Raw genomic sequence first — 25,452 nt, 5'->3', positions numbered from 1 at the left:
TCCGGCAGTGGGATTGCCGGTCTCGGAAAAATCGCGGATATAGCTGCGATCCGGCTGTTAATATTTACCGCGACTCGTACTGGATTGGATTTTTCGGAGACCTGATTTGCTACCGCCCAGCACCCGCCGCTCTTTGCCGATGGCTCTGCTTCGTGCCCGCGAAGTGATCATGGCGCATTTCCGGCCGATGCTTGCCCGCCACGACATCACCGAGCAGCAATGGCGCGTGCTGCGCGTGCTTGCCGAAACCGGACCGCTGGAAGCGACCGAGCTCGCCAACCGCGCCTCGATCCTGCCGCCGAGCCTCACCCGCATCATCAAGGCGCTGGAGGAGCGTGAATTCATATCTCGCAACAAGGTCAAAGATGACGGCCGCCGCGCGCTGCTCGCCATCAGCCCTACCGGCGTGGCGCTGATCGAAGAGCTGGCGCCCGAGCGCACCGCCATCTACGAGGCGATCGAGAAGCGTTATGGCGCCGCGGAGCATGAGCGGTTGCTGGATATGCTGGACGGCTTGATCCAGTCGGAGTCGACGGAGGGCTAGGATCTCCCTTCTCCCCTTGTGGGAGAAGGTGGATCGGCGCGCAGCGCCGAGACGGATGAGGGGTGTTCCAGGGAACGCCAGCGTCTCACTCCGCTGGAGCACCCCTCATCCGTCGCCTTCGGCGACACCTTCTCCCACAAGGGGAGAAGGGAAAGTGCTCACCCACCGAAACTCCCCAGCGCGCTCGGCTGCATGTAGTTGCGCCCGACATAGAGCAGCGCCGCCTCGTCGCTGCCGTGGCGGATGTCGACGATGCGGCCGAACATCACGTTGTGCGTGCCGACCTTGTTCACCGCGCCGATCTCGCAATCGAAGCTGACGATCGCGTCGAGCAGCGCCGGCATGCCTGACGGCATGGTCTGCCAGCGCGCCGCATTGTAGCGTTCCGCCATGTCGCGGATCGTGCCGGCGAACTTTGCCGCCAGATGCATATGCGACTGGGTCAGCACGTTGACGCAGAAACGCTGGTTGGCGAGGAACATGCCGGTCTGCGCCGAACGCTCGTTCATGCACACTAGCAGCGTCGGCGGGTCGTCGGAGACGCTGCACATGGCGGTGGCGGTGAAGCCGCCGCGCCCCGCAGGACCGTCGGTGGTGACGATGTTGACCGGGGCGCAGACCCGCGCCATCGCCTCGCGGAATTCCAGCCTCGCGACTTGTGTCGTCATGGCCGCTTCCATGGCCGGCCCCCCGTCAGTTGGCCTGGGCCGACAGCGGCGGTAGCCAGGTGTCGCCGGTCCAGCCCTTCTCGTCATAGTCGGCCATGCATTGGTCGACGAGCGCCTCCATCTGCTTCAGTCGCCCGCCGCGCTCGGCGCCCTTCAGCACCTGCAACCGCACCTCTTCCGGCGCGCCGGCATAGTTGAGCTCATAGAGTGCATGGCGCCCGCCGAATTCGGTGCCGGTCGCGTCCCACAACAGCTTCATGATCTTGATGCGTTCGACATGGCCCATGTCGTTCGAGCCGCGCACATATTGCGCGAGGTAGCGGTCGATCTCTGGATTGTCGAAGTCGCGCGCCGAGGAGGGCAGGTAGATCAGGCCCGAGGCGATCACGCGGCGCACCGTGTCGATGACGCGCGGATAGGCCTCCGACATGAAGGTCCGGTACGCAAGTGCGGCCTCAAGATTGGGCAGCACCGCGCCGTTCGCCCAAGGGATCGGATTGTGCGCCATTGCGTTGGAGAAGCTCCAGAACATGTGGCGCAGTGCAATCACCTCGCCGAGCGCGGCCTGGTTGCCGCGGAAGGCGTCGCCGCCTGTCGCGCGCAACGCCTTGGCGAGCAGGCCGGCGAGGAAATCGAGCTTGACGGCAAAGCGCGTGCAGCCCTGGAAGCAGTAGCCATGCATGAATCCCGACGCCGGATGAAAGGACAGGATCTTCTGCGCGTCGCGCAGCACCAGCACGTCCTCCCAGGGGATGAAGACGTTGTCGAGAACCAGGATCGCGTCGTTCTCGTCGAAGCGCGACGACAGCGGATAGTCGAAGGGATGGCCGACGGTGTTCGCCGTCTGCTCGTAGGAGACGCGGCAGAACATCTTTATGCCGGGCGCATTCATCGGCACGATGAACATGACCGACAGCGACGGATCCTCGGTCACCGTCGCCGAGCTCTGTGCCAGGAAATTGTAATGGGTGAGCGCTGACGATGTCGCCACCACCTTGGCGCCCGACACCCAGATGCCGGCATCGTTCTCCTTGGTGATGTGCACGAACACATCCTTCACCTGCTCGGCCGGTTTGTGGCGGTCGATCGGCGGGTTGACGATGGCGTGGTTCATGAACAGGACCGCTTCCTGCGCCCGCTTATGCCAGGCGCGCGCATTGTCCTTGAACGGCCCGTACCACTCGGCATTTGCGCCGAGCGTGTTCATCAGCGCCGCCTTGTAGTCGGCGGTGCGGCCCATCCAGCCATAAGTCATGCGCGCCCAATGCGCGATCGCTCCTTGCTGCGCGGCAAGCTCGGCCGGCGAGTGCGCAACGCGAAAGTATTTGTGCGTGAAGCCGCCGGAGCCGGTGTCCGTGGGTGAGGTAAGGACTGCTTGCTGAGCCGGGTCGTGCAGCGCGTCGTAGAGGCGAGCCAGCGAGCGCACCGAATTGCGCATCGCCGGATGGCTGGTGACGTCCGCCACGCGTTCGCCGTTGATATAGACCTCGCGCCCGTCGCGCAGGCTCGCCAGATATTCGTCACCCGTGAACGGCCGCGACTTGTCGGCCCGGAATTCTTCCGATCGCATCATGATCCTCCCTTAACGCGTTAACGATAGCGCCGGCAGCCACAAAGGTTTATGGACAAAAGCATAAAACCATTTGGACTTTTTGCGGCCGACAATGAACCAGACCGCCATCCCGGAATTCTTCGTCTATGGCGAGCCTGCGCGGGCGCTCGACGTCGGCTTCCTACATGTCGAGACCGTGCAGGCCCGCGCTTCCGTGCATCGTGGCCAGGTTCTGGCGCACAAACACCCGCAAATGGCGCAGATCACGTTTTGGACGAACGGGCAGGGCCTCTATCGGATCGAGGACAAGACCTGGAGTTTTTCGGCGCCGACGGTGAGCTTCATGCCGAGCGGCGTGGTGCATGGGTTCGACATCGAGCCGGGCACCGACGCGATCGTCGTCTCGGTAGCGGACGCCGCGCTTGCGGCAATCGCGGAACATTCGGCGCTGCCGCTCGACCAACCGGTTTTCATCACCGCGCACGGCGATACAGGGCTTTGGCAAAGGCTGGGCGACACGGTCAGGATGATCCAGGCCGAATATGCCGAGGCTCAGGCCGGCGCGGAAAAAATCCTGCCGCCGCTGATCGCGGTGGCATTGTCGCTCATCGCCCGCCTCGACGTGCAATCGCATGCGGTCACGGTGCCAGCAGCCGTGGCTCTGGGCGGTCGGCTCAGGCGGCTGATCGACCGCCACTTTCGCGACGACTGGCCGGTCGAGCGCTATGTCGAGGAACTCGGTGCCACCAGGCACCTGCTCGACAAGGCGGCGCATCAGGTTCTGGGTTCCGGCGTGCGCCAGGCGATCGCTGAAAGGCGCCTGGTCGAGGCCAAGCGCCTGCTGCTCTTCACCATCCGCACGGTCGAGGACATCGCCTACGAAACCGGCTTCAACGATCCCGCCTATTTCTCGCGTTTCTTCCGGCAGGCGGTTGGGGTGGCGCCGGCGATGTGGCGGAAAAAGCGGCTGGAAGGAGGCAGTAGGCAGTAGGCAGTAGGCAGTAGGCAGTAGGCAGTAGGCAGTAGGCAGTAGGGCTTTCTTTCCTTACCCTATTGCCTATTGCCTATTGCCTACTGCCTAATCCCTATTCCCTAGGCTGCAGCAGCCGCCAACCCCGCATCCAACCCCTCGGCAATCTTCGCAACGTCGGCGGCCGTGATGATGAGCGGCGGCGACAGGATAATGTTGTTGCCGGAGACACGCAGCATGACGCCAGCGCCATAGGCACCGTCCGCGACCGTCGCCATCGTCTTCTTGTCGACCGGCTTCTTGGCCGAGCGATCCGAGACCAGCTCGAGCGCCGCCATCAGGCCCTGGTAACGGACATCGCCGACCAATTGGTGCTTGGCCTTCAGTGCCTCCAGCGCCTGGCCGAGCTCGACGCCGCGCGCGGCCGCGTTCTCGTTGACGGCAAGCCGCCTGGTTTCGGCGAGCGCTGCAAGCCCGGCCGCGCAGCCGACGGGGTGGCCCGAATAGGTGTAGCCATGGCCGATCGAGCCGAAGCTGGTCTTGTCGGCCTCGAAGGCGTCGGCCACCTTGGCGCCGATCAGCGTCGCGCCGAGCGGGAAGTAGCCGGAGGTGATTGCCTTGGCGATGGTCATGAAATCCGGCTTCGTGCCGGAGAGCCGCGAGCCCGACCAGGCGCCGGTGCGGCCGAAGCCGGTCACCACCTCGTCGGCGATCAACAGGATGTCGTGGCGGTCGCAGATCGCCCGCACCATCGGCATGAAGCTCTCATGCGGGACGATGACGCCGCCGGCGCCGAGCACCGGCTCCATGATGAAGGCGGCGATCGTGTCGGCGCCCTGGAAGGCGATCTCTTCCTCGATCGCCCGGGTGCAGAGCTTCGCCAGCTTCACCGGATCGGTCTCGTCGAAAGGATTGCGATAGGTCATGGGCGCCGGGGTGTGGAAGACGCCGGGCAGCAACGGCTCGTAGTTACGGCGGAAATTGGCGTTGCCGTTGACCGAGGCGCCGCCGAAATGCGTGCCGTGATAGCCCTTCTTCAGCGCAAGGAATTTCGTTCGGTCGCCCTGGCCGCGGATCTTCCAGTATTGCCTGGCGAGCCTCAGCGCCGTCTCGACCGAGTCCGAGCCGCCGGAGGTGAAGAAGGCGCGCACCATGCCTTCCGGCGCGAACCATTCGGTCAGCTCATAGGCGAGCTCGATCGACGGTCCGGTCGAGGTGCCGCGAAAGCCGGAATAATAGGGCAGGACGTCGAGTTGGGCCATCATCGCCTTCTTGATCGGATCGCAGCTGTAGCCGAGGTTGACGTTCCACAACCCGCCGACCGCATCGAGCACGGTGCGCCCCTCGGCATCGGTCACCGAAACGCCTTCGCCCTTCATGATGATCTTCGGCGGGCTCGCGCGCATTTCGGCCGGATGCGCCATCGGATGCCAGATCGGCTTGGCGTTGTTCTCGGTGAGGAAGTTGATGTCACGCATCGGGAGGGACTCCGGTTTTTCCGATTATGAGAGCGACAGGCCGAAATGGCCCAGCGCCTCGGCATAGCTTTGCGCCGGGCAGGCTACGTCGAAATGAACGGCAAGCATGCCGGCGGCGATCGCGCCGTCGACATTGCGCGTCTGGTCGTCGACGAAGACGCAGGACGAAAGCGGCAACTCCAACGCCTCGCCGACCATCGCATAAGCGCGGGGATCGGGCTTGAGGACCTTGGTATAAGTCGCGTCGACGATCGTCTCGAACAGCGAAAGCAGCGGCAGCCGCTCGCGGAAGGACTTTCCGTAGAACAGGTCGAGCTCGTTGGAGAGGATGGCGAGCCGCACGCCGGCCTCATGCGCGATGCGGATCGCTCGCTCGGCCTCGGGCCGCACCACCGCTTGCGGATCGGCGCCGCGCGCCCGCTGCACGAAGGTCGACATGTCCTGCCAGTCCTCGCCGACCAACTGGCCAACTTCGCGCGTGCGCGTCTTCCAATAGTCGCGCTCACTGATCTCGTCGGCCTGCATCGAGCGCCATAGCGCATCGGAGGCCGGATCGAACGGTCCGCGCCAGTCGAGCGTGCCGGGCCTGAGCCCAAGCGCCTCCTCGGTCAGCGCATGCGTCTCGAACAGCGTGCGGGTGACGACGCCGCCGAAGTCGAGCACCAGCGCCTGCGGCTTTGCCTTGCTCATGCCGCCCGCCTGCCGGGCGGCACGATGCCTTCGGCCACCCAGCGATCGAAGATCTCCAGCGCCTTGGCGCTGAAGGCGGCGTCGTTGATGTGGCCGGCAATCTCATGCAGCTCGGCATTCTGCGGCACGCGCGCTCGCATCTCTTCGACAAACGCCGCGAGCGCTTCCGGTTCGTAGAGCGGCTCGCCTTCCTGGTCCCATTGCTGGATACCGCCGGCCGGCAGGATGAAGGCCGTCGGACCGGTCGCCGCGGCGAGCTTCTCGCCGATGGCGCGCGCGATCTCCTGGCGTGTCGCGCCGTCGGAGGTGACCGAAGCAAGCAGTCGGTTGTGCGCGTGATAGGGCCGCTCGGTGAAGCGCGACGGCACCGCCTGCCAGGTCGGGAAATCGACCATGTCGATGGCGCCGGGCGCGACGATCTGCGGAATGCCCTGCCGGCCGGCATTCTCCAGCCGGTCGGTGCCTGAATTCACCACCGAGCCGGTGAGCTGGTTGGCGAGTTCCTGCAGGCTGAAATCCAGCACCGCGACGAAACCCTTCTGTGCCGCGATCGCCTCCAGCGCCCGCCCGCCCATGCCCGTGGTGTGGAAGACGATGACTTCATAGCCGCGCTTTTCCAGCTCCGGCTTCAGCGTCACCATATATTGCAGGCAGCTTTTGCCGAGCGAGCTCATGCCGATGCGTGGTCTGGACTCGTCGGGTTTCACGACGGCCCGCGCGGCCCCCACCACAGCACCGCTGGCCTGCGACAGCACCGCCTTGCAGGCGCTGTTGAGACCATAGAGGCCGCCCGCCCACAAGATCATCATCAGGTCGGTGGCGATCCGCTCCGGCGGTACCAGATGCGAATAGGCGATCGTCGAGACGACGAATTTCGGCACGCCGAGCGGCAGCGCCAGCGCCACATCGAGCGCAAGGTCGGTGCCCATCGAGCCGCCCAAGGCGATGAAGCCCTCGATCTCGCTCTTGTCGTAGAGCGAGCGCGCGAGCCGCGAGGCGCCGAGCGCCATCAAGGTCATCGCCGAATTCTCGTCACCGCTGGCAATGATCGCCTCGATCGTCGTGTCGGCGGCTTTAGCCACGGCATGCCGGTCGTGTTCCGGTCTATAAGGCGGGTCGCCAAGCACGCTGACGTCCATCATCACTGCGACGCCGCCGACGGCCTCGATGCGCTCGCGCATGAACAGAAGCTCGTCGGCCTTGGTGTCGCCGGTGCCGATAACCAGGATTCGGCGTTTCTCCTCCACGTCAATCTCCCTGCAAGGTGTCGTTGTTGTTACGCGCGCTTGCGGCCGGGCGGGCTCTGTCGCCCGAAAAGCCGCGCGCTGATGTCGCGCGCCGCCATCGCGACGCTGGCGCCATAGTGCTCAATGTCGCCCTTGTTGATACGCACCCGGGGCGCCGCAACCGCGATGGCGCCAATGGCGAAGCCATCGGCGCCGAGGATCGGCGCGGCGACGCTCATGACGCCTTCCTCGAAGCCCTGCGAGCCGGTCGAATGACCGCGTGCGCGGGCAGCAGTGACATGCTCGGCAAGCGTTGCCGCATTGCCGATGGTGAACGGTGTGAAGGCCGGCATCGGTCCGGCCAGGATTGTCTCGCGGATGCGCTCCTCGGTGAAGGCCAGAAAGGCGATCCCCGACGCCGTCGCATGCATCGGCAGCACTTCGCCGGGCGGCACGCTGACCCTGTTGGCTTTGGGCGATTCGACCACATGAACGGTGATCAGGCCGCGCCTTGAATATTCCGACAGATGCACCGTCTCGCCGGTCTCGGCGGCCAGCGCCTCGACCACCGGCACCGACATGCGCAGGAAGGGGAACTGCGCCTCGCGCATCAACGCCAGCCGCGTCAGGCCGGCTCCGAGCCGGTAGAGGCGCGTCGTCTCGTCCTGCTCGACCAAACCCTGGGCAATGAGCGAAACCAGCAGCCGGCGCGTCGTCGCCTTGTCGAAGCCGGCGGCCTTGGCAACATCGGCAAGCGCCGCCTCGGGCGCGCCGCTGCCCAGCATCTCCAGCAGCGAAATGGCTTTGGCCACCGTGCTCATCCCGTGTCTGCTCCTCCTCCAGATACTTAACGTGCGAATTAACTTGACAGCAAGTTGATTCCTTTGCAAGTCTAATATCGAAATGCCGTTGCAAATAATGAAATGAACACCGGCCCTCTCAGAAGGCCCTCGGCATCTCAGGGACACTTGGTTTCCGCTAAGCGGAATGGAGGGAAAAATGACGACCATTGAAGCCGGTTCAGCGAACCGGCTAAGGAAGAACAGCCTTGGCGTCGGCGCCATCACCTTCATGGTGATCTCGGCCGCAGCACCGCTCACGGCTGTCGCCGGCGGCACGCCGCTCGGAATGCTGATGGGCAACGGCGCCGGCTTTGCCGGCACCTATCTGATCGTGACGCTGTTGCTGCTCCTGTTCGCGGTTGGCTATGTCGCCATGTCGCGCCACATCGGCAACGCCGGCGCCTTCTACGCCTATGCCGCGCGCGGCCTCGGCGGCCTTGCCGGCGGCGCCGTCGCGCTGATCGCGATCCTTTCCTACAACGCCATGCAGATCGGCGTCATGGGTCTGCTGGGTGCGGCCACTTCCGGCCTGTTTGCCGGCTGGGGCATCAACCTGCCCTGGTGGGTGTGGAGCTTCATCGCCATCGCCATCGTCGCCGTGCTCGGCTACCGCCAGGTCGATCTGTCAGCCAAGATCCTGACGGTGCTGGTGCTTGCCGAATACATCGTCGTGCTGATCCTCGACCTTACCATCCTCAAGACCGGCGGCGACAGCGGCCTGTCGGCCGCACCGTTCAGCTGGAGCCAGATCACCAGCGGCGCGCCGGCGATCGCCATCCTGTTCTGCTTCGCAGCCTTCATCGGCTTCGAAGCGACGACGATCTATGCCGAGGAGGCGCGCGACCCGAAGGTCACCATTCCGCGAGCGACCTATTTCTCCGTCATCCTCATCGGCCTGTTCTACATGATCACCGCTTGGCTGATGGCGGTCGGCGCCGGCGTCGACAAGCTCTTGCCGTCGCTGCAGGCCTTGCAGGATCCGACCACCTTCCTGTTCGGCCTGTCCGACCGCTACGCCGGAACGCCGCTCACCCACGCCATGAGCATCCTCTTCGTCTCGAGCCTGTTCGCCGGCGTGCTGGCCTTCCACAACGCGGTCGCCCGCTACATCTACGTCGCCGGCCGCGAAAAACTTCTGCCGCAGTCGATCGGCGTGACGCATTCGGCGCATCAGAGCCCGCATGTCGCCTCGGTGATCCAGACCGTGCTCGCGGCCCTCGTCGTTGGGCTGTTCGCGGTGCTCGGCCTCGACCCGGTGCTGGCGCTGTTTTCCTGGTTGACCAACGTTGCGACGCTCGGCGTCATCGTCATGATGGCGGTGGCCTCGCTCGCCGTCGTGATGTACTTCCGCGCCAACCCCTCCAATCAGGAGAACGGGCTGAAGACCACGATCCTGCCGGCGCTGACCTTCATCGCCTTCGTCATCATCATCTATCTGATCGTCATCAATTTCGGCAGCCTGTCGGGGGCCGGCGGCTTCCTCGGCGTGTTTCTGCCGGCGCTGGTGCTGATCGCGGCCGTGGTCGGCCTGCTACTGGCGGCAGCCTTGAAGGGCCGGGACCCGACCGCCTTCGAACGGCTCGGCCAGCCGCTGACCGATTGATGGACAAGTGATTGATGAACAGAGGGGGCGGCGTCCGCGCCGCCCCATCTTAACCGCAGTGGGAAGCAGCGGCTGGGAGTTCCGCGCGCCGGCGACACTTCATGTAGCCTTTGGAGCAGACTGACAATGATCAACCAGGACACCATCGACGCGCTGCGCAAGGCGGAGGTCGGCGCGCGGCGTCTGTTCATCGACGGCGCCCACGCGGATGCCGAGAGTGGCGCAAGCCTTGAGGTGATCTCGCCGATCGACGGCCTCCCCTTCGCCAGCATCGCCGATGGTGGCGCCGCCGATGTCGATCGCGCCGTGGCTTCGGCGCGCAAGGCGTTCGCCAAAGGCTCCTGGTCGTGCGCAGCACCCGCCTTCCGCAAGAAGGTGCTGTTGAAATTCGCCGAGCTGGTCGAAAAGCACGCGCTGGAACTGGCGGTCCTCGGCGTGCGTGACAACGGCACCGAAATCGGCATGGCCTACAAGGCCGAGCCGCTCTCTGCCGCCGGCACCATCCGCTACTACGCCGAGGCGATCGACAAGGTCTATGGCGAGATCGCGCCGACGGCCGACAACGTGCTCGGTCTCGTCCACAAGGAGCCGCTCGGCGTCGTCGGCGTCATCGTGCCGTGGAATTTCCCGCTGATGATCGGCGCCTGGAAGATCGCGCCGGCACTCGCTGCCGGCAACGCCATCGTCGTCAAGCCGCCGGAGATCGCCTCGCTCACATTGCTGCGCCTGGCGGAGCTTGCCGCCGAGGCCGGGCTGCCGGAGGGCGTCTTCAACGTCGTCACCGGCCGCGGCTCCGTCGCCGGCGAGGCGCTCGGCCTGCACATGGATATCGACGCCATCGCCTTCACCGGCTCCGGCCCGGTCGGCCGCCGCCTGCTCGAATACTCGGCGCGCTCGAACCTCAAGCGCGTCTTCCTCGAGCTTGGCGGCAAGTCGCCCAACATCGTCTTTGCCGATGCGCCGAATTTGAAGCAGGCGGCGGTCGTCTCGGCCAACGGCATCTTCCGCAATTCCGGACAGGTCTGCGTCGCCGGCTCGCGGCTGCTGGTCCAGGCCTCGGTCTACGACCGCTTCATGGACGAGCTTCTGAAAGCAACCACGAAGCTGAAGGTCGGCGACCCGCTCGATCTCGGCTCCGACGTCGGCGCGGTGTCGAGCGCCGAACAACTGACCAAGAATCTCGGCTTCGTCGCGAAAGCTTCGGAGGAGGGCGCCCGTCTCGTCACCGGCGGCGAACGGATCCTGACGGAGACCGGCGGCAGCTATATGGCGCCGACCATTTTCGAGAACGTGACCGAGACGATGCAGCTCGCCCGCGAGGAAGTGTTCGGGCCGGTTCTCGGCGTCATGCGCTTCGAGACCGAGGAAGAGGCGGTGCGGCTCGCCAATGCGACCGTTTATGGTCTTGCATCGGCCGTGTGGACCTCGAACCTGTCGACCGCGCACCGCATGGTGCGTGCCATCAACGCCGGCGTCGTCCACGTCAACACTTATGGCGGCGCCGACATCACGGTGCCGCTCGGCGGCTTCAAGCAGTCCGGCTTCGGCCGCGACAAGTCGCTGCATGCCATCGAGAAATACACCGACCTCAAGACGGCGTGGATCAATCTCGGATAGCCTCGACCGTCGAGGGTTTCACCGTTTCCGTGAAACGGTGAAACGCTCTAGGCGTCGCTCACCAGGCTCCGCTGCAAATAGTCGCTGAAGGCGCGGGCCCTCTGCGGCAGGCGGCGTCCGTCGGGAAAGACAGCGTATGCCGTCATCGGTTCGAGCCGATAGTCGGCAAGCACCTCCACCAGTCTGCCGGAGGCCAGTTCATCGGCGCACATCCAGGCCGAAGCGATGGCGATGCCGAGGCCGACGCTGGCGCAGGTGACAGCGCCGATGGCCGCGTGGGTGCGGACCCGCGGTTCGACCCGCTGCATCTCCTCAACGCCATTGCGGCGCGCGGTCCAGTTCTGCTCGCCCTCATCGCCCGGGCCTCCGACGATGTGGTGGAGGCCAAGATCTGCAAGATTCTCAAGCCTGCCGCGGCGGGCGAGATAGGCGGGCGAAGCCACGAACAGGCGGCGGGTCGCGGCGAGCTTGCGCGTCACGAAACTGGAATCCGGCTGGCTGCCGAGGCGAAGTGCCATGTCGGCGCCTTCGGCGATCAGGTTCTCGTAGCGGTCGGACATCATCAGGTCGATCCTGATATCCGGATGCATCTCGAGAAACGCAGGCAGCAGCGGAACGATCTGCCTGACACCGAATGTCGGCGGCATGGCTACGCGCAACATGCCGGACAGCCGGTCCGCTCCGCGCGCGGCATTCTCAGCCTCCTCGACTCCGGCAAGCGCGTCGCGCGCCCGCGCCAGCAACGCCTCGCCGGCATCCGTCAATGAGAGCTGGCGCGTGGTCCTGGCGAGCAGCTTGACGCCGAGCCGATCTTCCAGCGCCGCGACCGTGCGCGACACGGAAGGCTGGGACAGCCCGAATTCTCGCGCCACCCTGGAGAAGCTGCCGGTCTCGACCGTGCGGACGAAGATCGCGAGCTGCTGGAGCCGATCATTCATACGGTCGACGTATATATCATATGACGCTTGTCCCGCTACTCGCTTCGCTACGCATAATCTACCTGTCCGTCAACACGCCGATTGTCGGTGGTTCGAGCAACTAAGGGAGAAAGACCGTGGACGAGTTGAAGGACAAGGTGGCGATCGTGACGGGCGCCTCGAAGGGTATAGGCGCAGCGATCGCGCGGCAGTTCGCCAGGGCCGGCGCAACGGTTGTGGTCAATTACGCGTCCAGCAAGGACGATGCCGACAAGGTGGTGGGCGACATTTTGCGCGATGGCGGCAAGGCTGTCGCGATCCAGGCCGACGTCAGCAAAAGCGCCGATGTGAAGCGACTTTTCGCCGAGACCAAGGCTGCGTTCGGCACGCCCGCCATCCTCGTCAACAACGCCGGCGTATACCGGTTCGCGTCGCTGGAGGAAGTGACTGAAGCCGAATTCCATCGCCAGTTCGACGTCAATGTGCTCAGCATCCTCTTGACCACGCAGGAAGCCGTCAGGGCCTTCGATGGTCACGGCGGCAGCGTGATCAACCTGAGCACGATATCGAGCGCCAATCCGGTGCCGAGTTCGGTTGTGTATTCGGCGTCCAAGAGCGCGGTCGACACCATCACCAGGGCCCTGGCCAATGAGCTTGCCGGGCGCAAGATCAGGGTCAACGCGATCGCCCCCGGCATGACCGAGACCGAAGGCCTCGCCGTGGCGGGCATCGGCGGCGAAATCGCCAAAAACATCGGTGGGACACTGCCGATGGGTCGGGTAGGGCAGCCCGATGACATTGCGCGTGTCGCGGTGTTCCTGGCTTCCGACCAGTCCGCCTGGCTGACCGGCGAACGCATCACCGCCTCGGGTGGACAGCGCTAGTCTGCGTCATGGTCCAAGGATGCAGCGGCAGGATACGGTCGCCCGCCGCTGCATTTGTCCCTACGTTGCCGACGACAAGCGGTGCGCCGGCTTCGTAGCTTACCTAGGATCCGTCAGGACAAAATCGGCGCAGCGGTCGCCGATCATGATGGCCGGCGCGTTGGCGTTGCCGCTGGTGAGGCGCGGCATGATCGAGGCATCCGCGATGCGCAGGCGCGGTACGCCGCGAACGCGAAGCTGCGGGTCGACCACCGCCCGGTCGTCCGTTCCCATCCGGCAGGCACCGCAGGGATGGTAGACGGTCTTGGCGTGGCGGATGATGTGGTCGACTATTGCCTCGTCGCCAAGGTCATCGGCCTTGCCGGGCGAAAGCTCCTCGCGGACGACCTCGCGCAGCGCCGGCTGGCGCAGGATCGCACGGGCGACCTTCATGTCGGCAAGCAACAGGGCAAGATCGTCGGCGTGTGACAGGAAGCCGGTGGTGAAGCGGATCGGGGCGCTTGCATCGGCGGAGCGCAGCCGCACCGAACCGCGCGGCTTTGGCCGCAGCACGCACGGGTTCAGAATTCCCGTCTTTCGCGGGATTGAGAAGCAACGGCAATGCCGATGCAACCGGATAGGAAGTTAACATGCTAATCATCTCCGCCGCAACGGCAGAGATGAGCAATGAACAGGGCCGGCGTTTCGCGCCGGCCCGTTCGTTGATTAGGTCAGGCGGCCTTGACCTTAAGCTCTTCGGCGCCGCGCACCATCCGGGTCACGCCGGCGAAGTCGAGCTTGCCGGAACCGAGCACCGGCACTTTCGGCACCACGCGCACTTCGGCCGGCACCATCAGGTCCATGGCGCCGTTCGCCTTGGCGAAGGCGAGGAACTCCGCGCGGGTGGCGTTGGAGGCCTCGGTGATCAGGATCAGCTTCTCGCCCTTGCGGGCATCGGGCAAGGTAGCGACGGCCGACAGCGAGCCTCTCCACAATTCGCCGGCCAGCGCCTCGACCGCCGCCAGCGAGATCATCTCGCCGCCGATCTTGGCAAAGCGCTTGGCGCGGCCGCGGATCGAGATGAAGCCCGCATCGTCGACGGTGACGACGTCGCCGGTATCGTGCCAGCCATCGGCAAGCGGCTCGATCACGCCCGGATTCTCGGCGCGCAGATAGCCGGCCATGACGTTGGGGCCGCGCACGTAGAGCCGCCCGCCTTCGTCGACGCCAGGCACCGGCTCCAGGCGATACTCCATGCCGGGCATGATTTTACCGACGCTACCCGACCTGTTGTACATCGGCGTGTTGATGGCGATCACCGGCGCGGTCTCGGTCACGCCGTAGCCTTCCAGGATGCGCAGGCCGAACTTCTCCATATAGGTCGTGCGCGTTGCGGCCTTGACCGGCTCGGCGCCGGCGAAGCAGTAGCGCACCGAGCGGAAATCGTAGGGATGCGCGGTGCGCGCATAGCCGGCGAGGAACGTATCGGTGCCGAAAATGATCGTCGCGTTCGACGCATAGATCAGTTCCGGCACGATGCGATAGTGCAGCGGCGAAGGGTAGAAATAGACCGGCACGCCCGAGATCAGCGGCAGCACCGTGCCCGCCGTCATGCCGAAGGAGTGGAAGATCGGCAGCACGTTGAACACCTTGTCGCCCGAGTGGAAGTCGATGCGCGAGGCGGCCTGGGCGGCGTTGGCCAGGATGTTGCGGTGGGTCAGCACCACGCCCTTGGGTGTGCCTTCCGAGCCCGAAGTGAACAGGATCGCCGCCGCGTCATCCGCCTTCCGCGCCACCCGTGGCGTTGCCCTGCGCAATAGACCGAGCAGCTTGTCCTTGAGGCCGATCGTGGCGCGCAGATCGTCGAGCCAGACGATGTCGACCGACCTGCCGATCTCCTCGACCATCGGCCCGAGCTTCGCCTGTTCGACGAAGGCGCGGGAGGTGAGCACGGTGCGTACCTCGGCGGCCTTGCAGGCAGAGACGATGTTCGCGGCGCCCGCGGTGAAGTTGATCATCGCCGGCACCTTGCCGGCCGACATCACACCGAGCAGCGTCGCGCACGAGCCGTTGGCATTGGGCAGCATGATGCCCAGCGTCTGCTGGCCGGCATAGAGATACTCGAACTTCTCGCCGAGCACCGCGGCGGCGGTGAGCAGCTTGCCGTAGCTCAGCGAGCCGGTGACCGGATCCTGCACGGCGAGCTCTTTCATGCCACGCTCGTTGGCCGTCTCGATGATCTTCTGAAGCACGGTCTTGTCGATGTCCTGGGTGCGGAAGACCAGGTCCGACATTACCTGATAGAGGGCGGAGCCCGCCGCGGCGCGGCGCTGGCGGCCCTTCAGCTCCTGCGGCACTTCGAGCTTCACCGGCTCCAGTATGGTCACCTTGACCTTCGGGAACAGGCGGCGGCGCACATGCTGCGAGCTCAGCCGCGAGAAATAGCTCTTCTCCAGCCCCTCGATGCGCACCGGCACCACCATCGAGCTGGTCTTGTCGGCGACCATGGCGGCGCCGTCATAGACCTTCATCAGGCCGCCGGTGACGGTGATGCGTCCCTCCGGGAAGATGACCAGCGGATCGCCGCCCTGCACGATTTTGATCAGCGTGCGCGTCGACATAGGTTTCGCCGGATTGAGCGGCAGCGCGCGGGCAAGCTTCATGAACGGCTTCATCCACCAGGCCTGGGCGATCGTGTAGTCGATGGCGAAGACCGGCTCCTCGTCGGTCAGCGTCAGCGCCAGCGGGCCGTCCAGGAAGCTGACATGGTTGAGCGCCAGGATCGGCGCCTTGCCGGCTGCCTTGAGATTGTCGAGCCCCTCGACCTCCAGGCGCAGGAAGGCGCGAAACAGGATCGAGACGAAATCGCGGAAGGGATTGGTCGGCAGGAATTTCAGCATCAACCAGGCGGCGACGGCATTGGCCGCGACGAGGCCGAACAGGATGCCGCCGATCGAAACGCCCGCCGCCTGGATCGCCGCGACGAGGATGCCGCCAATCGTCATAAAGCCGGCATTGACGATGCTGACCGCGGCAACGACGCGGGCGCGGCGCGCCTCAGGCGACCAGGCCTGCACGGCGGCGAAGGTCGGCACCACGAGGAAGGCGGCCGCGATGGCCATGCCGGCGAGGTCGATGGCGACGCGGATGGTGTTCGGCCCGGCGAAGAAGATCGTAAGCGTCTCGGCCTTCGGCGAAGGCTGCATGCTCCAGATGGTCCAGGCAAGGTGCAGGCCGAACAGCGCGAGCAGCGCCGTGCCGACCGGCGCGGGCAGAAGCACCATGCGCCCTTGCGACATCCAGGCGGCGATCGCCGAGCCGATGGCGATCGAGACGGCGAACACGGCGAGATAGGCGGTGACCGCGATCTCGTTGCCGCCGAGCGAACCCTTGATCATTGCCGGCAGGATCGAAAGCACGATGGCGCCGACCAGCCAGAACCACGAGGTCATCAGGCCGGCGCGCCAGATGCGCGTGTCGGTGCGCAACTCGCTGACTTGCCGCCAGGTCGAACGGAAGATGTTCTTGTCGATGACAAGGTTCGGGGCGGCTGAGCCTGTGGAAGGGATGTAGCGGCTGACGAACCAGCAGCCGACGGCCAAAGCCATCATGATCGGCCCGAATACCCAAACGCCGATGCCGTCGGCGGAGACGACGCCGCCGGCGATGGTGCCGCCGAGAATGGCGGCAAAGGTCGCCGACTCGATCCAGGCGTTGGCCTTGGGCAGTTCCTTGCGTTCCAGGTGATCCGGCAGGATGCCGTATTTGATCGGCCCGAACAGCGCCGAAATGATGCCGAACATCAACAGCGCCGTCATCAGCACCGGGATCGACGACAGCGCGATGCCGACGACGGCGACCGCCGCCGCGGCGATCTCGGTGAATTTCAGCCGGCGTGCGATCAGCGCCTTGTCGAAGCGGTCGGCGATCTCGCCGCCAAGTGCTGACAGCAGCAGGAAGGGCGCCATGAACACGGCGCCGGCCAGCGTCACCAGCGACGCGGCCTGATCCTTCGCCAGCGTGAAGAGAATGAGGAACACCAGTGTGTTCTTCAGGAAATTGTCGTTGAAGGCCGAGAGGAATTGCGTCCAGAAGAGAGGCGCGAAGCGCCGCGACATCATGAGATGGGTGTTCATGGCAATTTCCATTGGGCAAGGCCGTCCGGAGATTCAATTGGAATTGGACGGACACTTGCGCGGTTTGAGCCTCGTTGTATCGGCAAGCGGTTAAACTTCGTTACTGCGATTGATTCCAATCCACTTGTTTCTTGTTCTAGGTGCCCCGCATCTGTCGTCCGCGATTGGTCTCCAGTTTTTCCAGGCGCTCGAATATTTGCGGGCATGGCTGTCGGCGAACATCGATATGATCCTTTCGTTTCAGGGTTGGTGTGGCTCGGCGCAGGCTTGTTTCAGGCCGGATACAATCGGCTTGAACATTGTTCATAAGCGCATCATAGCACGTTATGAACGGCGTTCAAGGCAAAAATGAACGATGTTCACAAACCGAACGCGTAGGTTGAAAACGACCAAAGGCAGGGGCCCGGCGGCTTCGAGCGCCGGTGGGCGCCTCAAGCCTCGCCGGTCAGCCGGGCCGAGATCATGCTTGCCGCCTTGACCGCCGCCTCGCCTTGTCCGGCCGCCGTTGCGTCGTCGACACGCGAGACGGGCGAGGCCACCGCCAGCGTCCCGATCGGCTGGCCGTCGGCGCCGAGGATCGCGGCACCGATGCTATGCACGCCTTCCTCATAGCCCTGGGAGCTGCGCGAATAGCCGCGCGAAGCGGCAAGCGCAATTGCTTTCACCAGCTCGTCCGGCCGGGTCATCGTGAACGAGGTGAAGGCCTGCAATGGCTTTTCGAGATAGGCGCCGACCGCTTCCAGGCGTGATGCGGCAAGGAAGGCGATGCCCGACGCCGTCCCATGCAGCGGCAGCACCTGGCCGACATCGACATTGACGCGGTTGGCCTTGGCCGACAGCTCGACATGGAGCGTGAGCAGCGCGCCGGCGCTGAATTCCGACAGATGCACAGTCTCGCCGGTTTCGAGCGACAACTCGCGGATGACGGGCGCGGCGAGGCGCACGAAGGGAAAATGCGCGTCGCGGATGCGGGCGAGCCGCGACAGGCCGGCGCCCAGCCGGTAGCGGCGGCTCCGCGGCTCCTGCTCGATCAGCCGGTGCGCGGCAAGCGCCATCAAAAGGCGCCTGGCGGTCGCCTTGTCGAGGCCGGCGCGGCGAGCGAGATCGGACAGGCCGATCTCCGGCTCGTGAAGCGTGAACTGCTCCAGCAGCGACACCGCCTTGCCCACCGTGCTCATCGTCCATTCTCCGAGATACTTCGCATGTGAATTAACTTGACAGGCGCCATTCCTGCCTTCAGTGTGCCTATAACATACAAAACACCGGTTCAAATAGTGAACCATCTTGGGAACGGTTGGCGCCCCGGAAGTTTGGCGCGCCAGGGAGAACTCAGCGCCGTGACGGCCGCCAGCAAGACTGCATTGCAACCCGCAACGATCGAAGACCTGCTTGACCGCGAGCAGGCGCGGTTCCTCGACACGCATCCGCGGTCGGCCGTGGCCTGGGAGGAGGGCAGGAAGCACTTCCTCTATGGCGGACCGTCACACTGGATGCGCCGCTGGGCCGGCGGCTTTCCGGTGTATGCCGCTTCGGCGAGCGGCGCGCATATCCGGGACATCGACGGGCACGACTATGTCGATTTCGCGCTTGGCGACACCGGCGGCATGTGCGGCCACGCTCCCGAGGCGGTGACGCGCGCGGCACTGCTCCAATTGCAGAACGGTACCACCATGATGCTGCCCACCGAGGACAGCCTCCGGGTCGGCGCCGAGCTCACGCGCCGCTTCGGCCTGCCTTACTGGACGCTGACCACTTCGGCCACCGACGCCAATCGCGGTGCCATCCGTATTGCGCGCATGATCACCGGCCGCCCGAAAGTGCTGGTCTTTTCCGGCTGCTATCACGGCGGTGTCGAAGAGGCGCATGTCGAGATTCGCGACGGCAAGGTCGGCATGCGCAACATGATCCATCCGAACGGCGTCGATCATTCGGCCGTCTCCAGGGTGGTCGAATTCAACGACGTCGCGGCGTTGGAAGAAGCGCTGTCGCATGGCGACATCGCCTGTGTGCTGACCGAGCCGCTGATGACCAATTTCGGCATGATCCCGGTCGCCGAGGGTTTTCACACGGCACTGCGCGAGATCACGCGCCGCACCGGAACGGTGCTGATCATCGACGAGACGCACACCATCTCCAGCGGCCCCGGCGGTTACACGGCGCTGCACGGTCTGGAGCCGGACATGCTGGTCGCCGGCAAGGCGATCGCCGGCGGTATTCCTGCCGGCATCTTCGGCGTCTCGCGGGAAATCGCCGAGCGGCTTTGGAAAATCGTGCCCATGGTCAATCCGCGCGTGCGCCAGTCGGCGCATCTCGGCATCGGCGGCACGCTGGCCGGCAACGCGCTCACCATCGCCACCATGCGCGCGGTGCTGGAAGAGGTGCTGACGCCGGCCAATTTCGAACTGATGATCGCCAACGCCACGCGGCTGGCCGAGGCCGCCTGGAGCATCATCCGTGCCAACAGCCTGCCATGGCATGTGACGCAGACAGGCGCCCGCGCCGAGATCATGTTCATGCCGAACCCGCCGCGCAACGGCGCCGACGTCATAGCCGGCCGGCGCGGCGACCTCGAGACGCTGCTGCACGCCTTCTACATGAACGAAGGCATACTGGTGACGCCGTTCCACACCATGTTCCTGATGTGCCCGGCGACGTCACCCGCCGATGTCGACCGCCACTCGAAAGTCTTCGGCCGTTTCGTCGATCTCGTCCGTGGCGCGGGCGTCGTCTGAGAAATGGCGAACCCGTTCGATCTCGCGGGCAGGACAGCCCTGGTGACCGGCGGTGGGCGTGGCATCGGCGCTGCCATCGTCACGCGCCTTGCCGAGGCCGGCGCTTCGGTGGTCATCGCCAATCGAACGCTCGATGTCGCCGAGGCGCTTGCGGGCGAACTGTCGGCGCGCGGCCTCTCCGTCCGCGCCGTTGCGCTCGCCGGGCTCGACCGCGCGGCGCTGCATGCTCTCGTCGGCGATATCGTGCGCGAGGCTGGGCGGCTCGATATCGTCGTGCACAACGCCGGCGGCTGCCCCTGGGCCTCGGTCGAGGAGCTCGACGAGGACAAGCTCGAAGAGGCGCTGGCGATCAACCTCAAAGCCTGCTTCTGGTTGGCGCAAGCGGCAGCCCCGGCGATGCGCGCCAACCGCTTCGGCCGCATCCTCGTCACCTCGTCGGTCTCGGCGCGGGTCGCCATGGCCGGCGGCGCGCACTATTCGGCGGCCAAGGCTGGCGTCAATGCGTTCATTCGTGGTGCGGCGTTCGAGTTCGCGCGCGACGGCATCACCGTCAACGGCGTCGAGCCGGGTTTCATCGCCAAGCCCGGGCGCGGCACGATGAGCAAGTCGGAAGTGGCAGACAGGCTCGGACAATTCATTCCCGTGGGCCATCTCGGCGAGGCCGACGACATCGCCTATGCCATGCTTTACCTCGCCTCCGAACAGGCGAAATACACCACAGGCCAGACCATCGTCGTCGACGGCGGCTCGACCCTGCCGGAGACCGGCTACGCCGTCGAGCGGCACTGGGGGCTCGCATGAGCCGCCTCGAAGGCCGCACGGCCCTGGTGACGGGCGCCGCCACCGGCATGGGCCGTGCCACCGCCGAGCTGTTCGGCCGCCACGGCGCAAAAATCATCGCCTTCGGTCACGGCGGGGAGATGCTGGACGAAGCGGCCAAGGCTAGCGGCGGCATCGCCGTGCGTGGCGACATCACCAACGCCGGCGATATCGCGCGCGCCATCGATGCCTGCGACGGCCGCCTCGACATCGTCGTCAACGCCGCCGGCGTGATGATCCTCGACGAGCCGGAAACGCTGAGCGACGAGATCTGGGCGAAGAGCTTTGCCGTCAACGTCACTGGCGCCATGATGGTCTGCCGCACCGCACTGCCGCTGCTGAAGGCGCGCGGCGGCGCGATCGTCAACATCGCCTCGGTCGGCGCCTTCAACGCCAGCGCCCAGAACGCCGCCTATTCGGCGAGCAAGGCCGCACTCGTTTCCTACACCCGCACGCTCGCCTTCGCCCACGGCCCCGACGGCATCCGCGCCAACGCCGTGGCGCCCGGCTGGGTGCGCACGCCGATGAGCGCCTACGAGATGAAAGTGGCGGCAGCCGCCGCCGGCTCGACGCCGGAGGAGGAATTCAAGGCGCTGACCAATCGCATCGCGCTGCGCCGCGTCGCCGAGCCGCAAGAGATCGCCTCCTGCTGCCTGTTCCTTGCGTCCGACGAAGCGTCCTTCGTCACCGGCGCGGTGCTGGTGGCGGATGGCGGCGGCCGCGCGCCGACGCAGAACAGAGCGGTGTGACGTGATCTGAAGTTGGCCCGTTCGGCCGGCGTGGAGGCGCCGACGGACGGGAGAGGAGGAGAGAGAATGCCCGACAGAAATGCCGACCTGGTTTTCACCAATGGCCGCATCTACACGCTCGACCGCAAGCGGCCCTGGGCCTCGGCCGTTGCCGTCAAGGGCGGCCGCATCATCGCGGTCGGCGATGGCGCTGACGTCGCCGCGCTGACGGGCACTCCCACCCGCGTCGTCAACCTCGAGGGCGCGATGATGATGCCGGGCATCGTCGACGTGCATGCGCACCTGATGATGGGCGGCCAGGCCGAGCTCTTCGAATTGCGCTTTCCGCCGACCGCGAGTTTCGAGACACTGATCGCGCGCGTCGGCGAGGCGGTGGCCAAGGCGCCGGAAGGATCCTGGATCATCGGCGGACAATGGGGCAGCGACTTGCTGCCGAAGCTCAACCGGCTGGAGGCGCTGGCGGCGCTCGACCGGGTCAGCCAGGGCCGGCCGGTGATGCTGCGCGACGACACCTATCACAATCGGTGGATCAATTCGGAAGCGCTTGGCTTGGCCGGGCTTTCCGCTTCGTCGCCCGATCCGGAGAAAGGCTCGATCGGCCGCGACGCGGCGACCGGCGCGCTGACCGGCATGATGATCGAATCCGCCGCCGGCATCGTCGAGCGGACCATCGCGCAATCCGGCCATTACACTGAGGAGATGGACCGCGCGGCGATGGCGCGCTCGATCGCGACGCTCAACTCCTACGGCGTCACCGCCTTCCTCGACGCCGCCGCCATGCAGCCGATCCTCGCGGCCCTGAAAGGCCTCGACGACCGCGGCGAGCTCACTGCCTGGTCGGTCTCGGCCATGCCTGCTGTGGAACCGTCTTTCATGTTCGGCATTGCCGGCGACGAGCTGATCGCCCTGCGCGAGCAATATCGCGGCGTTCATGCGAAGCCGGATTTCGTCAAGATCTTTCTCGACGGCGTGCCGGGCGCCCGCACCGCCGCCTTCCACGAGCCCTACACCAAGGATCCGGTGCTCGGCTGCTGCTTCCGCGGCTCGACCATCGTCACCGTGCCGGAGCTGATCCGCTGGGTCGGCAAATGCGAGAAGCTCGGCCTTGGCGTGAAGATCCACTGCGCCGGCGATGCCGCCGTCAGCCAGGCGCTCGACGCGATCGACGTCGTACGTTCCTTCAACGGTCCAACCGAGCTTAAGCACCACATCGCGCATGCGAGCTACATCGCGCCGGACGACATCGCCCGCTTCGCCGAGCTCGGCGTTGTCGCCGATCTCTCGCCCTTCCTGTGGTATCCGACGAGCTTCCTCGAAGGCCACAAGCAGACCATGGGCGAGGCGCGCGCGCTGCGCTTCTGGCCGAACAGGGACCTGCTCGCCGCCGGCGCGCTGCTGGCCGGCGGTTCCGACTGGCCGGTCATGCCGAACCCCGATCCGTGGGACGGCATCGAAGGTCTGGTGACGCGCCGCAACCCGAGCGGCGAGTTTCCGGGCGCGTCGCTTTGGCCGGAGCAGGCGATCGACGTCGCCACCGCGCTGGAAATTTTCACCATTAACTCGGCCCGCGCCATCGGCCTTGCCGACACGGTCGGCTCGATCGAGATCGGCAAGTCGGCCGACCTCATCGTGCTCGATCGCAACGTGCTGGAGACACCGGCCGAGGACCTCGCCGACACCAAGGTGCTGACAACGTATTTCGAGGGGAGGGTGGTTTATGAGCGCGCCTGATCCTGTAAGCGACGCCGGGATCCCGGTGACGATCCTCACCGGCTTCCTGGGCAGCGGCAAGACGACCGTGCTCAACCGCCTGTTGCGCCAGCCGTCGCTGGCAGGTGCCGCCGTCATCGTCAACGAGTTCGGCGCGGTCGGGCTCGATCATTTGCTGATCGAGGCCAGCGAAGAGCAGTTCACGCTGCTCGACAATGGCTGCGTCTGCTGCACCGTGCGCGGCGATCTGGTCGCCACGCTGAAGGAACTCGGCCGCAAGAGCCAGGCCGGCGAAACGCCGCCGCTCAGCCAAGTGATCATCGAAACGACTGGTCTCGCCGACCCGGCGCCGATCCTGCATACGCTGATGGCCGAAGCTGAGCTTATGGCTCGCTTTCGCATCGGTGATGTCGTCACCACCGTCGACGCGGTGAATGGCGCCGCCACGCTCGCCCGTCATTCTGAAGCGGCGAAGCAGGTGGCGGTCGCCGACCGGCTGCTGATCACCAAGACCGATCTGGTCCCGGATAAGGAGCTCCGCGATCTTCGGCAGCGGTTGCGGCATCTCGCGCCGACTGTCGAGCAGGTCGTTGCCCGCAATGGCGAACTAGACGTCGATCTGCTTGCAAGCCGGCCTTCCGATGCGGCGGCCGATGTGACCCGGATCGCCATGCGGCTCGAAGCCGTCGCGCATCACGACCATGGCTGCGGACCGGACTGCCACCATGGTCACGATCATCATCACGGCATCCGGTCCTTCGCCTTCATCATCGACAAGCCGGTCGTGGGGGGCGGCTTTGCCCGCTGGCTCGACTATGTCGCGGCGCTGAAGGGCGAGGACCTGCTGCGCCTCAAGGGCCTGGTGCATGTCACGGACGAGCCGGAACGGCCGCTGGTGCTGCATGGCGTCCAGCATGTCTTCCATCCGCCGGCGCGGCTTGACCGCTGGCCGTCGGAGGACCACCGCACCCGCCTGGTGTTCATCGTCCGCAACATCGAGCGCGAGACCATCGCCCGCACGCTGGTGAAGTTCGCGGCAATCGATGCCGCCAGCATCGCCTCGCCGGCGCTCGCCGCCGCCTGAAACCGAATAACGCATGACAAAAATGGGAGAGTGAACATGCATTGGAAATCGAGACTGCTCGCGGCAGCACTTGCCGGCATAGGGTTTGCGGCCATGGCCGGCACCGCCTCCGCCGCCGGTCCGACCTGCAAGGACGGCGCCATCAAGGTCGGCGCCGTGTCGACCATCACCGGCCCGGCCGATTTCTCGGAAGTGCCGAAGGCAACCCAGGCTGCCTTCGACGCGGTCAACGCGGCCGGCGGTATCAATGGCTGCAAGATCGACTACACCATCGCCGACGACAAGGCCGACCCGGCAGTCGCGGCACAAGCCGCGCGCGACCTGATCGACAACAAGGAGGCAGTGGCGCTGGTCGGCTCCGCCAGCCTTCTCGACTGCGCGGTCAACTCCGCCACCTACAGCCGCAAGAAGATCCTTTCGGTTCAGGGTCTCGGCGTCGACGCCGCCTGCTTCTCCTCGCCCAACGTCGCGCCCGTCAATGTCGGCCCATACACGCTGTCGACTGCGATGGCTTACTACGCCACCAACGAGCTGAAGACGAAGAAGCTCTGCGCCTTCTTCATCATCATCGGCGGCACCCAGGAGGCCTACAAGAAGGCGATCGAGAATTGGGAGAAGATCAGCGGCCAGAAGATTCATCTGATCGACTTGACGCTGCCCTTCCAGGGCGATCTTACGCCCTATGTCATCAAGGCGCGTGACGCCGGCTGCGACGCGGTGCTGACCAACCAGGTCGAGCCGCAGGTGGTGCAGCTGATCAAGACCGTCGATGCCCAGAAGATCACCGGCATCAACTGGCTGTTCCTGGCGCCCGGCTACACCGAGCAGGTCGCCAAGGCGCTGGCCGACACCAAGCAGCCGATCTACGTCGGCACCGAGTGGGAGCCCTTCACCGAGAAGAACTCGGCCGCCAACGCAGAGTGGATTGCCGACATGCAGAAGGCGAACCGGCCGCTGACCGCCTTCTCGCAGGGTGGCTATCTGGCCGCCGAGCTGTTCCTCAAGGTGGTCGCCTCGATCGACGGCGAGGTCACGCGCGAAAGCGTCGCCAAGGCACTGCACGACATGCAGCCGCTCACCAACCCGCTGGCCGGCTGGCCTTACGTGTTCGGCAAGGCCAAGACGCATTCGCCGATGCAGGCCACCAAGGTGATGAAGCTCGAAAACGGCGGCTGGAAAGTCGAGACGCCGGACTGGGTCGTGCTGCCTCAGGCCAAGTAAGATCCTCCCGGGCGTCGGCGCCGCTCTTGCA

21 protein-coding genes are annotated in these 25,452 nt (G+C 65.4%); 11 read left to right on the top strand and 10 right to left on the bottom strand.

The window, feature by feature from the left end; translation table 11 throughout:
* Window positions 1–139 precede the first annotated feature (139 nt).
* Window positions 140–544 carry a homoprotocatechuate degradation operon regulator HpaR gene (gene hpaR / locus RFM98_RS05635; RefSeq protein ID WP_320307907.1) on the top strand — a complete coding sequence of 135 codons (405 nt, stop codon included), beginning with the start codon at window positions 140–142 and terminating at the stop codon, window positions 542–544.
* Window positions 545–702: 158 nt separating this feature from the next.
* Here the strand turns inward: hpaR and RFM98_RS05630 are convergent, their stop codons facing one another.
* Window positions 703–1,212: a flavin reductase gene (locus RFM98_RS05630; RefSeq protein ID WP_320307906.1), complete on the bottom strand. Its 510-nt coding sequence runs from the start codon at window positions 1,210–1,212 to the stop codon at window positions 703–705.
* A 25-nt stretch (window positions 1,213–1,237) separates the two neighbouring features.
* A complete protein-coding gene (locus RFM98_RS05625) occupies window positions 1,238–2,782 on the bottom strand; it encodes a 4-hydroxyphenylacetate 3-hydroxylase family protein (protein ID WP_320308144.1) in 1,545 nt (514 codons plus the stop codon).
* 94 nt (window positions 2,783–2,876) lie between these two features.
* On the opposite strand from RFM98_RS05625, the gene RFM98_RS05620 reads away from it, so the two are divergent.
* Window positions 2,877–3,755, top strand: coding sequence for a helix-turn-helix domain-containing protein (locus RFM98_RS05620; RefSeq protein WP_320307905.1), 879 nt, complete (start codon window positions 2,877–2,879; stop codon window positions 3,753–3,755).
* Between the two features lie 101 nt (window positions 3,756–3,856).
* Here the strand turns inward: RFM98_RS05620 and RFM98_RS05615 are convergent, their stop codons facing one another.
* From RFM98_RS05615 to RFM98_RS05600, 4 genes are read right to left on the bottom strand one after another with little or no spacing between them, the layout of a single operon-like run.
* On the bottom strand, window positions 3,857–5,212 hold the full coding sequence (locus RFM98_RS05615; protein ID WP_320307904.1) for an aminotransferase class III-fold pyridoxal phosphate-dependent enzyme: 1,356 nt from the start codon (window positions 5,210–5,212) through the stop codon (window positions 3,857–3,859).
* A 24-nt stretch (window positions 5,213–5,236) separates the two neighbouring features.
* Entirely contained in the window at window positions 5,237–5,902 is a 666-nt protein-coding gene (locus RFM98_RS05610; protein ID WP_320307903.1) for an HAD family hydrolase, read from the bottom strand.
* Window positions 5,899–7,149: a Tm-1-like ATP-binding domain-containing protein gene (locus RFM98_RS05605; protein WP_320307902.1), complete on the bottom strand. Its 1,251-nt coding sequence runs from the start codon at window positions 7,147–7,149 to the stop codon at window positions 5,899–5,901. Before RFM98_RS05605 ends, RFM98_RS05610 begins: the two co-directional genes overlap by 4 nt.
* A gap of 29 nt (window positions 7,150–7,178) precedes the next feature.
* Entirely contained in the window at window positions 7,179–7,949 is a 771-nt protein-coding gene (locus RFM98_RS05600) for an IclR family transcriptional regulator (protein ID WP_320307901.1), read from the bottom strand.
* A 178-nt stretch (window positions 7,950–8,127) separates the two neighbouring features.
* On the opposite strand from RFM98_RS05600, the gene RFM98_RS05595 reads away from it, so the two are divergent.
* Both RFM98_RS05595 and RFM98_RS05590 read left to right on the top strand, forming a co-directional pair.
* Complete coding sequence (locus RFM98_RS05595; protein WP_320307900.1) at window positions 8,128–9,573, top strand: APC family permease; 1,446 nt, start codon at window positions 8,128–8,130, stop codon at window positions 9,571–9,573.
* Window positions 9,574–9,699: 126 nt separating this feature from the next.
* A complete protein-coding gene (locus RFM98_RS05590) occupies window positions 9,700–11,190 on the top strand; it encodes an aldehyde dehydrogenase (protein ID WP_320307899.1) in 1,491 nt (496 codons plus the stop codon).
* Window positions 11,191–11,237: 47 nt separating this feature from the next.
* On the opposite strand, the gene RFM98_RS05585 is transcribed toward RFM98_RS05590, so the two are convergent.
* Window positions 11,238–12,128, bottom strand: coding sequence for a LysR family transcriptional regulator (locus tag RFM98_RS05585; RefSeq protein WP_320307898.1), 891 nt, complete (start codon window positions 12,126–12,128; stop codon window positions 11,238–11,240).
* 116 nt (window positions 12,129–12,244) lie between these two features.
* Here RFM98_RS05585 and RFM98_RS05580 point away from each other — a divergent pair, with 116 nt between their 5' ends.
* The gene (locus tag RFM98_RS05580; protein WP_320307897.1) at window positions 12,245–12,991 is read left to right on the top strand and encodes an SDR family NAD(P)-dependent oxidoreductase; all 747 of its coding nucleotides are present in this window, start codon (window positions 12,245–12,247) and stop codon (window positions 12,989–12,991) included.
* A 99-nt stretch (window positions 12,992–13,090) separates the two neighbouring features.
* Here RFM98_RS05580 and RFM98_RS05575 read toward each other — a convergent pair whose 3' ends face one another.
* From RFM98_RS05575 to RFM98_RS05565, 3 genes are all read right to left on the bottom strand, one after another.
* Window positions 13,091–13,543 (bottom strand): GMC oxidoreductase, encoded by a 453-nt coding sequence (locus tag RFM98_RS05575; RefSeq protein WP_320307896.1) that lies wholly within the window; start codon window positions 13,541–13,543, stop codon window positions 13,091–13,093.
* Between the two features lie 158 nt (window positions 13,544–13,701).
* Entirely contained in the window at window positions 13,702–17,106 is a 3,405-nt protein-coding gene (locus RFM98_RS05570; protein WP_320307895.1) for an acyl-[ACP]--phospholipid O-acyltransferase, read from the bottom strand.
* Between the two features lie 431 nt (window positions 17,107–17,537).
* Window positions 17,538–18,284: an IclR family transcriptional regulator gene (locus RFM98_RS05565; RefSeq protein WP_320307894.1), complete on the bottom strand. Its 747-nt coding sequence runs from the start codon at window positions 18,282–18,284 to the stop codon at window positions 17,538–17,540.
* Window positions 18,285–18,443: 159 nt separating this feature from the next.
* Here RFM98_RS05565 and RFM98_RS05560 point away from each other — a divergent pair, with 159 nt between their 5' ends.
* The 6 genes from RFM98_RS05560 to RFM98_RS05535 all read left to right on the top strand — a co-directional run bounded on the left by RFM98_RS05560 (window position 18,444) and on the right by RFM98_RS05535 (window position 25,421).
* On the top strand, window positions 18,444–19,838 hold the full coding sequence (locus tag RFM98_RS05560) for a transaminase (RefSeq protein ID WP_320307893.1): 1,395 nt from the start codon (window positions 18,444–18,446) through the stop codon (window positions 19,836–19,838).
* A gap of 3 nt (window positions 19,839–19,841) precedes the next feature.
* The gene (locus tag RFM98_RS05555) at window positions 19,842–20,639 is read left to right on the top strand and encodes an SDR family oxidoreductase (RefSeq protein WP_320307892.1); all 798 of its coding nucleotides are present in this window, start codon (window positions 19,842–19,844) and stop codon (window positions 20,637–20,639) included.
* Window positions 20,636–21,406 carry an SDR family NAD(P)-dependent oxidoreductase gene (locus tag RFM98_RS05550; RefSeq protein WP_320307891.1) on the top strand — a complete coding sequence of 257 codons (771 nt, stop codon included), beginning with the start codon at window positions 20,636–20,638 and terminating at the stop codon, window positions 21,404–21,406. Before RFM98_RS05555 ends, RFM98_RS05550 begins: the two co-directional genes overlap by 4 nt.
* Before the next feature lie 66 nt (window positions 21,407–21,472).
* On the top strand, window positions 21,473–23,137 hold the full coding sequence (locus RFM98_RS05545) for an amidohydrolase (protein WP_320307890.1): 1,665 nt from the start codon (window positions 21,473–21,475) through the stop codon (window positions 23,135–23,137).
* Window positions 23,124–24,200, top strand: coding sequence for a CobW family GTP-binding protein (locus tag RFM98_RS05540; RefSeq protein ID WP_320307889.1), 1,077 nt, complete (start codon window positions 23,124–23,126; stop codon window positions 24,198–24,200). Before RFM98_RS05545 ends, RFM98_RS05540 begins: the two co-directional genes overlap by 14 nt.
* Window positions 24,201–24,236: 36 nt before the next feature.
* Window positions 24,237–25,421, top strand: a complete 1,185-nt coding sequence (locus RFM98_RS05535; protein ID WP_320307888.1) for an ABC transporter substrate-binding protein — start codon at window positions 24,237–24,239, stop codon at window positions 25,419–25,421.
* Window positions 25,422–25,452 lie beyond the last annotated feature (31 nt).

This window comes from Mesorhizobium australafricanum (genome assembly GCF_033977265.1).
GTDB lineage: Bacteria > Pseudomonadota > Alphaproteobacteria > Rhizobiales > Rhizobiaceae > Mesorhizobium > Mesorhizobium australafricanum.
Note: the sequence above shows the minus strand (reverse complement) of the source record. Positions and strands in the feature narration are given on the sequence as shown.